Annotated in this window: 8 protein-coding genes; 7 read left to right on the forward strand and 1 reads right to left on the reverse strand. The window is 39.2% G+C overall.

Features of this window, described 5'->3' with window-relative positions; all coding sequences use genetic code 11:
- Positions 1-155: 155 nt before the first annotated feature.
- Entirely contained in the window at positions 156-1691 is a 1536-nt protein-coding gene (locus ACIQ38_RS17840; RefSeq protein ID WP_402826116.1) for a right-handed parallel beta-helix repeat-containing protein, read from the forward strand.
- Positions 1692-2456: 765 nt separating this feature from the next.
- Complete coding sequence (locus ACIQ38_RS17845; RefSeq protein WP_402826119.1) at positions 2457-3725, forward strand: pyridoxal-phosphate-dependent aminotransferase family protein; 1269 nt, start codon at positions 2457-2459, stop codon at positions 3723-3725.
- Between the two features lie 72 nt (positions 3726-3797).
- Here ACIQ38_RS17845 and ACIQ38_RS17850 read toward each other — a convergent pair whose 3' ends face one another.
- Positions 3798-4664 (reverse strand): alpha/beta hydrolase, encoded by an 867-nt coding sequence (locus ACIQ38_RS17850; RefSeq protein ID WP_402826122.1) that lies wholly within the window; start codon positions 4662-4664, stop codon positions 3798-3800.
- Between the two features lie 503 nt (positions 4665-5167).
- On the opposite strand from ACIQ38_RS17850, the gene allW reads away from it, so the two are divergent.
- The 5 genes from allW to ACIQ38_RS17875 all read left to right on the forward strand — a co-directional run bounded on the left by allW (position 5168) and on the right by ACIQ38_RS17875 (position 11589).
- A complete protein-coding gene (gene allW, locus ACIQ38_RS17855) occupies positions 5168-6607 on the forward strand; it encodes an allantoin permease (protein ID WP_402826125.1) in 1440 nt (479 codons plus the stop codon).
- A 30-nt stretch (positions 6608-6637) separates the two neighbouring features.
- Positions 6638-7993 carry an allantoinase AllB gene (gene allB, locus ACIQ38_RS17860; RefSeq protein ID WP_402826128.1) on the forward strand — a complete coding sequence of 452 codons (1356 nt, stop codon included), beginning with the start codon at positions 6638-6640 and terminating at the stop codon, positions 7991-7993.
- A gap of 87 nt (positions 7994-8080) precedes the next feature.
- Positions 8081-9415 (forward strand): allantoinase, encoded by a 1335-nt coding sequence (locus ACIQ38_RS17865; protein ID WP_402826131.1) that lies wholly within the window; start codon positions 8081-8083, stop codon positions 9413-9415.
- Positions 9416-9507: 92 nt separating this feature from the next.
- On the forward strand, positions 9508-11172 hold the full coding sequence (locus ACIQ38_RS17870; RefSeq protein WP_402826134.1) for a PucR family transcriptional regulator: 1665 nt from the start codon (positions 9508-9510) through the stop codon (positions 11170-11172).
- 36 nt (positions 11173-11208) lie between these two features.
- Entirely contained in the window at positions 11209-11589 is a 381-nt protein-coding gene (locus tag ACIQ38_RS17875; protein ID WP_402826137.1) for a Rid family detoxifying hydrolase, read from the forward strand.
- Positions 11590-11742 lie beyond the last annotated feature (153 nt).

Here is an 11742-nt window from a genome sequence, read left to right on the forward strand (position 1 = left end):
AATCAGTTGTTCCTAGCCGTGGGATGAAGTCGACGACCTAGTAGGGGGCGTCGAGGCATCTCGAAAGCGGTGAGCGATTGGGCTCACCGCTTTTCTCGTCACCTCATGTGCGACAAGAGGGACGAAAAGAGTGCAGAAGGGAAGTGAGATGTCTGATGAAGGAATTTGTTCAGAACAGCCGGCGATGCCTGGTGCATACATGGTGGGTGGTCCTTAGTCTAGTGGTCCTCTTGACCGCATGCACCGTCGAGGAATCCAACGGGCCAGTCGAGAGCGATAAAGCTGTAGAACCCGCACCGTCCGAAAGTGATAAAGCCGCGAGACCCGCTCGGCCCTATCAAGGCGACTGGAAGCTCCCCGGCTTGGTGGACCGGTCCGGCGCACAGATTGAGGTACCAACACCGGGTCCGGCCACGGGTAAGACGCTGGATGTTACGGACTATGGTGCAAATCCTAATCCAGACTCAGACGACGACGCAGCAGCCATCCGGGCGGCCTTAGATGCGGCAAAACCGGGTGACGAAGTCCTGCTGCCAGCCGGCACGTATGACCTGCGCTCCACTGACCCGGACGACGAGTCGACGAACATCGTTTTGCACAGTGGAGTAGATCTGCGTGGCGTAGGTCAGGAGCGCACTGTGCTGCTGACCTCCCTGGACGGCGAGGATGACAGCAGGGTGATCCGCGGCTCGGGGGTCCACGACGTTATCGTCGCTGATTTCACCATCACCTCGAGATATGAGGGAGGACTTGGTGACGATCCTGACGACGACGACGCGGGTGGCGGTCCGATGTATGGAATTCACCTCGGAGCACACGAAGGGCAAGCAAGCTACCAAATTCTGGTGGAGAACCTGGGCATCCGCAGGTTTGAGCGTCACGGCATCTCCGTTAAGGCAAGCCGTGAAGTGACTCTCTCTGGAAATTACATAAGTGAGGCAACTGCCGTAGGTCCCGGCGGACAGGGCTATGGCATCGCTATCGAGGGCTCAGCGGACCAACGCGATCCGGATGCAGCCAACGATTCCCGACATAACGCCGTCATTGGTAATACCTTTGATGGCAAGCATTTGCGGCACGCTATTCTGCTGCAGTTCCCCACGCACAACAATCTCGTGGCGGACAACACCATTGTTGGCAGCCAGCTCGACGCAATTGATTTGCATGGCGAAGGTGAATACCTGAACGAGATACGCGATAACACGGTCGTTGGGGGACAACGGGCGGGTATCGCGCTGGGCAATTCCGGCGGGGCGAAGAACAAACACGACGCCTCAGGACATGGAAACTGGGTGCACTCCAACGACCTGATTGGAAACAGTCAGGGAGTCATCGTCATCCTAGGAACTCCGGACACCCTTATAGAGGACAACTGGATCACTGCTGGGGAGGAATCCGAGGTCGGCATTGAGGTTCGCAATGGGCCGGGCACGGAGTTGCATGGTAACCACATCACTGGAGGGAATGACGGGTTTTGGGCCATTCGACTTGCTGAGGATCGCGGTACTGACGGGCGTGGGAAAGGAATCCCTTCAGGTATCAGGATTGAGTCCAACGTTATTCGACAGGCTACGAACGGCATTAGGATTGATGCGGGAGAGGACCTTAACTTGTTGAAAAATGTAGTCGACGGTATGGACGGAGCAAAGCTGAAAGTAGCCGACGGAATCAAAGGCGTGAAAGTTGAGTAACTAGTAATTCTTATTCTAATTTCTATCATTAACTTAACCTTCATCAAAAAGAGAGCTGGGTTCCACTTGAAGAATATCGTTAATATACTGATTAATATTACGATAAAACTTAAACATTTTGGATTGCTGAAGAGCGGTCAATCACCCTAATGGCTGTCATAGCTTAGGGTGATTTTTTCATTGTCTAGGAAACTATAAAAAAATGGCATGATGATAACTTTTAAAAAAATAAGATCGAGACTTATAGTTTTGAGTGTGGTATAGAGAAAGTGCTTCGTAAGAAAGCTCTATTAGTTTTAGCTTATATGCATAATTTCATATATGTGCAGTGTTTGGAGGAGTGATTGTCCAACTATTTGGGGAGATTGTCCAACTATCTGGATAGATCGTCCATCTTCGTGAAGAGATTTCTCAATTTTCGCGTAAGCGTTGGAAAGGGGCTCAGATTCTTTTATTCTTAAATGCTGTGTACTGCCCTAAAAATTCATAGTATGTATATTTTGGTTATATTTATCAATAATAATAAATCAACTTTGCTTTAGAAAGGGAAATAGTTAATCTAAAAAGTATATTAATAACGACTTTTGTATAAATATCAAGGTAACAATGGAAGCGCTTTTAAATTAACATTTCGAATTATCTGTTGATTATAGCGTTTTATCCTGTTAAAATTAATTATTCTTTTTTATAAACATATTGGTTAATAGAAAGTGGATTTATAATTATTCATTTAATATAAAAAATTTAAAATAGGAGTTAAGATATATGACAAAGTATACAGATTTAAATGTCCCACTTAGAACGATTATGACACCTGGTCCAGTGGAAGTCGATCCACGAGTATTGAGAGCGATGACTACTCCGATATTAGGACAATTTGATCCTGCATTTACGAATATTATGAATGAAACAATGGAAATGCTAAGAGCCGTATTTCAAACAGATAATCACTGGGCATTCCCGGTTGATGGAACTTCTAGAGCAGGAATCGAAGCTGTCCTGTGCAGTATAATTGAACCTGGAGATAAGGTTTTGGTTCCGATATACGGTCGATTTGGCTATCTTTTAACGGAGATCTGCGAGCGTTATGGAGCAGAAGTTACGACAATGGAAGTTCCTTGGGGAGAGGTTTTTGACCAACAAGTAGTTATTGATAAGATTCACGAGGTTTCTCCGAAAATTGTTGCCGTTGTTCATGCTGAAACTTCAACTAGTTGCATGCAGCCATTAAAGGAAATTGGAGAAGCTTGCCGCAATGCAGATGTTCTGTTAGTTGTCGATGCTGTAGCATCATTGGGTGGAGTCGACCTTAAGGTGGATGAAAACAAGTTTGATGCAGTTATTGGAGGTACACAAAAATGTTTATCAGTTCCATCCGGATTAGCCCCGATTACTTTTAACGATCGGATTGAAGCGGTGTTAAATAAAAGAAAAAGTATCGAATTAGGTTTAAAAACATCTCAGAGTGAGTTTTCGAACGATCGAATTATGAGTAATTATTTTGATTTGGCACAGCTTAAGGATTACTGGAGTCCTGTCCGTCTAAATCATCATACGGAAGCAACAAGTATGCAATATGCTTTAAGAGAAGGGCTTCGTATTATTCTGGAAGAAGGACTTGAAAACCGATTTGCCCGACATAAGTTGAATGAAAAAGCATTAGTTGCAGGTATTAAAGCAATGGGCTTGAAATTATTTGGTGATGAAAAGCACAAGCTCCCTGTTGTTACTGCAATTGAGATACCTGAAGGGATTGATGGTGATGAGGTACGTTCAATGATGTTAGAAGATTTTGAGGTTGAAATTGCCAGCTCTTTTGGACCACTTCACGGGAAGATTTGGAGAATCGGTACAATGGGGTATAGTTCTCGCAAGAAAAATATTCTTCATGTTCTTTCGGCATTAGAAGGGACACTTATTCGAAAAGGCTTCCATGTTAATAGAGGCGAAAGCATACAAGCGGCATTAAATGTATATGATGAATATAAACAGCAGGATTTTGAAGCTGTAGAAGCAGATAAAGTAACTATTTAAAGCATGTAGTATAACTGAGTAATGAAAAAGGGTGTCCACTTAAGCTAAGTGGACGCCCTCTTTAGTTTTGGATTAATTATCTTTTTGAAGATGTTCTTTTAAAAACTGAATGACATCATTAAATGCATTTTGCACTGTCTCACTTTGCCAGTCTTCGTCAAATACGTGTTTGCCATTTGGAATAGTTATTAAATGATTTTCCACTTCAGCTTTCGTCAATGCTTCAGACATGAGTACGGATTGCTCGTATGGGACGTCTTCATCTTCAGTTCCATGTAACAAAAGTGTAGGTGGATAATCTGCATTTACAGAATATAGAGGGCAATAAGACTGAAGCTCTTTTATATCCATATCGCTTATTTTTTCAATCCAAGCACCATTTTGTCTTGCATACATATAGATGGCATAACGTTTTTGAATCGGTCCAACGGTAATTACTTCATTAGATATGAGCATGTCGGCAAGTTCTTTTGGAACTTTTGTCATTTTTTGATAGTGAGGGCTTGGTTTTAATGCCCACTCTCCAGTAATATCCCCGTATCCATAAAATGATACGATGGCTTGAGGTTTTAAATCGAATGTTCCAGATGAAAGGGCAAGATAGCCACCAGCAGAGCCACCAATTACGGCTACTTTTTCTGGGTTAAAGTCAAACTGTTGAGTACCTTCATGTTTTAACCAAGAGAGTGCATCTGCAATATCGGTAATTATGTCAGGAATTTTTGTTTCTGGTGCAAGGCGATAATCAATTGAAAATACATTAAATCCTGCCTCCAAGTAAAATTCCACCTGTTCAACTTTCATATCTTCTCTAGATCCCCAAAATAGGCCTCCACCATGAATATAAACAATGACAGGAGCAAACTGGGTAGAGGTAGGATAAAAATCTGCTTTTATTTCAAATTGTTCACTTTTTTTATAAACGACAGTTGTTTTCATTTGTTGTGACACACACCTTATATATAATATTTAACATTTTTTTATTATGAATCAATCATGTTATATTATATCATAAAAATATATTTCCTTTAAACGAAGCGGTAAATCAGGAAAAATGTACATGAAAAATGGAAGAAAATTAATAAATGATTAGTAAAACACCAAACAATAAGTATTAGATAAAGCATTTACGAAAAGTTTTGTCATCTATAAAAGAGTAGTTTTTGGGAATGACTAATGGTTAAGAAATGATTCTCAAATTACTTAAAAATGGAAGTGGTTTTTGTAGAATGACCAAAATTATTGTTACAGGGGAAATTCCGCAACTGGGATAAGACTTGTTAGTAGAAAAGCATGTATTTCCTGGTGACTTATTAATTTCAGAAGAACAATCTTTCTTAAAATTTAAACATGCGGGAAAGACAGGTTAGATGAGGTTATCAATAAAAAACTGGTACAGGGGGAAGCTAGCGGAAAAAATATCTTTAAGGGGGAACAGTCCCATGGAACAGCAAACGACTCCATCAGAACCAACTATTAGTAAGGATTTAATGCCAATTGAGTTAAAGGATAGAAAGTGGGGTATCGGAAACTACTTTACCCTTTGGATGGGATCTGTACATAACATACCAGCCTATATTACAATCGGGGGTTTTTTTGCACTTGGATTATCCGTCATGCAAGTATTTTGGACAATTATAATTGCGGCCATCATTTTAGGAGCAATTTTATCTATAGGCGGACACGCAGGAACAAAGTATGGTATTCCTACTTCTATGTTACTTAAAACATCCTTTGGTATTAGAGGTTCGATTGTTCCAGGTGTAATAAGAGGAGTCATTGCAGCAATTATGTGGTTTGGTTTCCAAACGTATGCAGGTAGTCTTGCGGTAACGATTTTAATCGGAAAACTTTGGCCGGTATATTTAACATTAGGTGGCGATTGGAATTTCTTTGGTTTAAGTTTACCCGGCCTCCTTTCATTCCTATTATTTTGGGCAGTAAACGTTGTATTTGTTTATGGAGGAATGGGAATTTTGGGGAAATTGACAAATATACTTTCTCCCATTATTTATATTGTATTTGGTGGAATGGCTATTTGGGCTATTAATTTGGCGGGGGGCATCACCCCAATATTGCAATATATACCGAAAGAAATGGAAGGAAATGTACTATTCGTTTTCCTAGGATGCGTAAGTGCGCTCTTGGCAACATGGGCGGCTCCGGCAGTTAGTATTTCAGATTTTACAAGGGAAGCATTTTCCCAAAAAGCTCAAACAATTGGACAAATTGCAGGGATTATCCTTTCCTACATATTGTTTGCCTTTGCAAGTATTGCTGTAATCATCGGTTCTGAGATTGCATTTGGTACCCCTATATGGAACGTACTTGATGTCGTTGAAAAATTTGATAGCAAATTTGCGATTGCTGTATCAGTGTTAACCATTTGTTTAACAACATTATCGGTGAATATTATAGGAAATATCATTCCAGCAGGTTATCAATTGGCATCGCTTTTTCCGAAAAGGTTAACATTCAAGACGGGGGCATTTATTGCAGCGGTAGTAGGAATAATAATAATGCCGTGGAAGCTCATGGAGAACTCCACTAGTATTTTTGTTTTTTTAGGAGTCATTGGAGGTTTGTTAAGCCCGGTACTTGGCATTATGCTTTCTCATTATTTTGTTGTGTCAAATAAGCGCATTGATTTGAAAGGATTATATAGTTCAAGCAACACTTATAGTTATCGAAACGGCTTTAACTTCAAGGCGATTATCGCACTAGTCATTGCTGGAGTTATTAGTTTAATTGGTCAATTTGTTGCCGTCTTTAAGCCGCTTTATGATATGTCCTTCTTTACGGGGACAATTATAGCTTTTATTTTATATTCATTGATCGCTAAAAAACGGACAGCTAATCCAGTAGAGGATGAAATATCCTAAAATTATATTCGTTGAGGAGGAACAAGAAGGATGTATGATTTAATAATTAAAAATGGAAATGTAGTATTTCGCGATGGTGTTCGTAAAGTAGATATCGGAGTGAAACATGAAAAAATTACTTGCATAGCCGAGGAGATAACGGATGAAGCAAAAGAAGTGATTGATGCAAGTGGGCAATATGTGATGCCTGGAATGGTTGATACGCATGTTCATATTAGTGAGCCTGGTCGAACTGAGTGGGAAGGGTTTGAAACAGGATCAAAAGCAATGGCTGCTGGAGGTACGACAAGTTATGTCGAAATGCCGCTCAATGCGTTACCGGCAACAATTAATAAAGAAGCGCTCGACCTCAAACTGGATGCCGCGGTTAAACAAAACTATGTCGACTATGGTTTTTATGGCGGGCTTGTGCCTGAAAATCTAGATAAACTGGAAGAATTAGCAGATGCTGGCGTACTAGCGTTTAAATGTTTCCTTTCTGATATTACGAGTGATATTCCTGGGGATTTTACCAATGTTGATGATTATACCATGTATAAAGGAATGCAGAAAATAGCAGAGCTAGGTGGAATTTTGTGTATCCATGCTGAGAATCCATCCGTGACTTCTAAGCTTACGGAAGAAATGATCAGAGAAGGTCGTACATCTGCAGGAGAGTATGTGGATTCACGTCCTATTTTCACTGAAGTAGATGCTGTTTCGCGCTCCATTTTGTTTGCAAAGGAAACAGGTTGTAAATTACACTTAGTACACATTAGTTCGTCAGAAGCCGTTCAAGTAATTTTAAAAGCGCGTTTGGAAGGGGTAGATGTCACAGTTGAATCTTGCCCACACTATTTTGCAATGACTGCTGAGCAAGTAGCGGAAATTGGTCCAAGAGCTAAATGTCAGCCGCCGATTCGAAAAGCAAAAGACCAAGCGAAATTATGGGACGAGTTATTGAATGGCAATATTGATTGGTTAACTTCTGACCATTCACCATGTACGGAAGACTTGAAACAAGGAAACATATTTGAAGCATGGGGCGGAATCAGTGGGGTTCAAAATAACGTGGATTTGATGTTTGATTTGGCTGTAAAGCAGCGCGGCTTGGCAATTGAAAAGTTCGTTGATTTAATTGCATTTAATCCTGCAGGGCGGTTTAACTTACCTTATAAAGGGGAAATAGCTGTATCTAAAGATGCAGATATTATATTATTAGATCCAAATCAATCCTATGTTTTGAGAAGAGAAGATCTTTATTACAAAAACAAGCATAGTGCCTATGAAGGTAGAAAAATCGACTGTCGTGTAACGAAAACAATTGTTCGTGGAAATATCGTTTTTGATTTGCAAAAAGGCATTGTAGGAGAACCAGTAGGCAAGCTGTTATCAGCTGTAAAATAGGAATTCTAACTTTTTTAACTGCATTCAATAGAAGTCTCCTACTTCTATAAGTGGTGAGATATTTTAAAAAAAGGGAGAGCGATTATTATGACAAATTATGATTTAATCATAAGAAATGGTCACATTGTAACTTCACAGTCAGTTGCCAAAGGAGATATTGCTGTTAAAGATGGTAAGATTGCCGAAGTATCCATTAATAAAGAAATTAGTGCAACAGGTACTAATGAAATAAACGCAGAAGGTCTTCATGTTTTCCCGGGGCTCATAGATTCTCACGTACATTTTAATGAACCTGGAAGAACCGAATGGGAAGGCGTCGAAACAGGCAGTAAAAGTTTGGCCGCGGGCGGAGTAACGACTTATTGTGATATGCCATTAAATAGCACACCTCCAACGATAAATAAAGAAAATTTAGCGTTAAAAAGAAAACTTTCCGAAGAGAAATCAGTCGTAAATCCGAATTATTGGGGCGGACTAGTACCGGAAAACATTGATAATTTAAAGGAACTTTACGATAATGGTGTTGTCGCCTTTAAAGCATTTATGTCGCCCAGTGGTATAGAGGATTTTCATCATGCTGACGATGAAACGCTTTATAGAGGAATGAAAGAAATAGCTTCTATAGGTTCATTACTTGGTGTTCATGCGGAAAGCACGGTAATTTGTGAACAGCTTGCAACGAAGAAGTTGCAAGAAGGGAAAACATCTGCCCGTGATTTTGTGGAATCGCGACCGATTATTTCTGAGATAGAAGCTGTTCGAAGAATTATTTCTTATGCGGAAGCAACAGGATGTAAATTGCATATCGTCCATGCGAGCAGCAGAAAAGTTGTTCAAGTAGTAGAGGAAGCAAAACGCAGAGGCGTAGATATAACAGTCGAAACATGTGGACACTATTTATCTTTAACTGTAAAAGACTTGGAAGAAAAAGGCGGATTGGCAAAATGTGCACCTCCTTTACGAGATGAAGATGAGGTAGAAGATTTATGGGTAGCAGTTGCTAATGGTGAAATCGATGTGATTTCCTCCGATCATTCACCAGCGCCAGCTTCGATGAAGACAATTACAGACAATTATTTCGAAGGTTGGGGCGGTATTTCTGGGGCACAATCTACATTGAATATTATGCTGACAGAAGGCTATGCAAAACGTAATCTACCTTTAGAAAAAATTGTTGAGTTAATGGGAACAAATCCTGCGAAGATCTTTGGTTTATCCAATAAAGGAGATATTGCTGTTGGGTATGATGCAGATATCGCAATCGTTAATCTAGATGAAAGCTTTAGATTAGAAAACGAGGATCTATTCTATCGTCACCAACATTCTCCATACGTAGGTATGACATTTAAAGGAAAAGTAAAGACAACTATTGTAAATGGCGAAGTCGTTTATGAAAATGGTCATTTTACTAAAAGCATATAACAGTTGATATACTGTGAATAATAAGAAATAATGGACTACAGAGGGCTGAGGTATTTCTCAGCTCTTTTCCTAGTAGAGAGGAGGAGAGCTATGTGGAAATTCGTGTGGAAGATGTGTTGAAATTAGCTTCGCTCAAGCAGGCAGTTGTATTAAGTGGTGCCCAGTATTTGCATAAAGTTGTTAAAGGTTCAACCATTATGGAAGCTCCAGACATAACAGACTGGTTAAAAGGTGGAGAGCTAATTTTAACAAGTTTATATCCGATTCGTTTTTTTAATGAGGAGGAGCAAAAACAGTTTATCGCAAAGTTAGCTGAAAAAGAAGTTAGTGCATTAGTGATTAAAAATCATCGGTTTGTAAATGAGATTCCCAAGTCCATCATCGAAGAAGGGGAAAAGTGTAAATTACCGATTATTCAAATACCTAAAGAAGTACCTTATGTGGATATTTTGTATCCTGTGATGGAAGAAATTTTGAATCTTCAAGTAAAAAAACTCCAGTATTATAAAGAAATCCATGACCAATTTACAGCCCTCTCATTAGCAGATGAAAGTCCAGAAAAAATTATTGAGACATTAGAAAAGTTAATTGGAAATCCTGTTGCCTTATTTGACCGAAATTTCTTTTGCATAGCTTCCACACTCCCTCGTTTAACTAATTTTGACATTGTAGAAAAGAATTATTACTATGATGAAACGGAAAAGATGAAATTTCCACATTACCGTCAAATCGTTAAGTATATGGAACAAAAAGAGAAAATTGGACATCAAATAGTTGTTCCAATTGAAACGATTAACCATATTAAAACTTATCTATTGATTGGTGAAATGAATAAACCTTTGGAAGAACTTGATTTTATTGCAGTGGAAAATGCTGCAACTTCGCTTTCACTTGAATTAGTTAAAAGATTTGCTGTGGCCGAAGTGGATAAACGATTTAAAAATGATTTACTGGAACAGTTAATAGAAGGAAAATTACCTTCTAATATTCTTTATCAAGATGCTAATTTAATTGGTTGGGATATAGAAGGTGCATTTGCAGTTGTTTTATTCAAAATAAGCAAAAATAATGAGCGGATCTACTCGAAACAAGTGAAACGAGGAATCTCCAATGGTAATGAAGAAACATTGCTTCACGATGCCATTCATCAGCATGCATCAAATGGGCTTATCGGCAGTAAAGGCGGTTTAAAAGTAGTACTTTGGAAAGCCGATATAGAAGACACGAAATGGTTGACCAAAATAAAAGAAAGAGTATCTACTATATTAGATGTGGTGAAAAAACAAGATAACAAAATGAGTATTCAAGTCGGAATAGGGACGCTATCGGAACATATAAGTAATATTTCGGATAGTTACATAAAGGCTCAAGATGCGTTGGAATTCGGTGAGGTTATAAATGGGAGAGAATCTATTACATCTTATTCTGAATTAGGGGTCTTTCGGATGCTCGGTCAATTCACTAATTCTGAAGAGTTAAGGACTTTTATTCCGCCGACTTTACAAATGTTGCTAAACTATCAACAAGCAAACAAAGCCGATTTGTTAACGACATTAAAAGTTTTTTTACAGTCCAATCAAAATGCAACGAAAACATCTCAACTTCTTTTTATCCACCATAAAACAGTTGTCTATCGTATCGAACGAATCAAGGAAATTACAGGGATGGATTTTGATGACGCAGAAGAAATGCTATTAGTGCAAATTGGACTAAAGATTACTGAACTTCTTGAACGGGAAAAAATCCATAAGTATTAAGTTTTAAAAAGAAAAGATTAGGAGTGTCACAAAATTATGAGAAAAACATACAGCGCAAAAAATGTAACAGCATCAGGACCATATTCACATGCAGTAGAAGCAGATAATTTTCTGTTTTTATCTGGTCAGACGGCAATGAACGCGGAAACAGTAGAAAATTTACAAGGTAATATAGCAGAACAAACAAAACGTTGCTTTACTAATTTATCTGAAGTATTAGAAGCGGCAGATCTAACATTTGATGATGTGGTGAAAGTAAATGTATATCTAACGGATATGAATAATTTTACTGCTATGAACGAGGAATATAAAACGTACTTTAATGAACCATTCCCAGCTAGAACTTGTGTGGCAGTATTAGCATTGCCGCTAGGAGCGGAAGTGGAGATTGAAATGATCGCTAAGCGAAAAGCATAAGTAAACATCTTTATGTGCAAGCACTGGTAAATATGCCAGTGCTTTTTTGTTGCCTAGGAAACTATAAAAGTTTAGACATGTGGGTAACAACTTTTAATAAAGCATTGGATTGAGATTTATAGTTTTGAGCTTGGTATAGGGATAATGCGTCTT

The sequence above is a fragment of the Psychrobacillus sp. NPDC096389 genome, assembly GCF_044762855.1.
GTDB lineage: Bacteria > Bacillota > Bacilli > Bacillales_A > Planococcaceae > Psychrobacillus.